1 protein-coding gene is annotated in these 260 nt (G+C 53.8%); it reads right to left on the bottom strand.

Features of this window, described 5'->3' with window-relative positions; genetic code table 11:
* The coding region (locus tag GJQ66_RS16205) for an FGGY-family carbohydrate kinase (RefSeq protein ID WP_368732941.1) at window positions 1-238 on the bottom strand (238 nt) is incomplete at its 3' end.
* Window positions 239-260 lie beyond the last annotated feature (22 nt).

Raw genomic sequence — 260 nt, 5'->3', positions numbered from 1 at the left:
TCATTTGCCGCCAAACCTCAGATCTGGCGAAGCCTCCTGTTGCCTGAATCCGGGTTACAGGACCGTCCATGCATTCCACTAATGCCAGGTACACGGTGTACAGATTATAAATGACTCCTTCAAGCGCTGCCCGGATCATATGCTCCTTCTTATGGGACATCGTTAATCCGAAGAAGGACCCGCGCACATCCGGGTTCCATAAGGGAGCGCGTTCACCTGCGAGATATGGATGGAACAGCAGGCCATCAGCGCCTGGTCTG

Source organism: Microbacterium sp. ZXX196 (genome assembly GCF_009709595.1).
GTDB lineage: Bacteria > Actinomycetota > Actinomycetes > Actinomycetales > Microbacteriaceae > Microbacterium > Microbacterium excoecariae.
The sequence above is the reverse complement of the archived record's forward strand: the minus strand, read 5'-3'. Positions and strand labels throughout refer to the sequence as shown.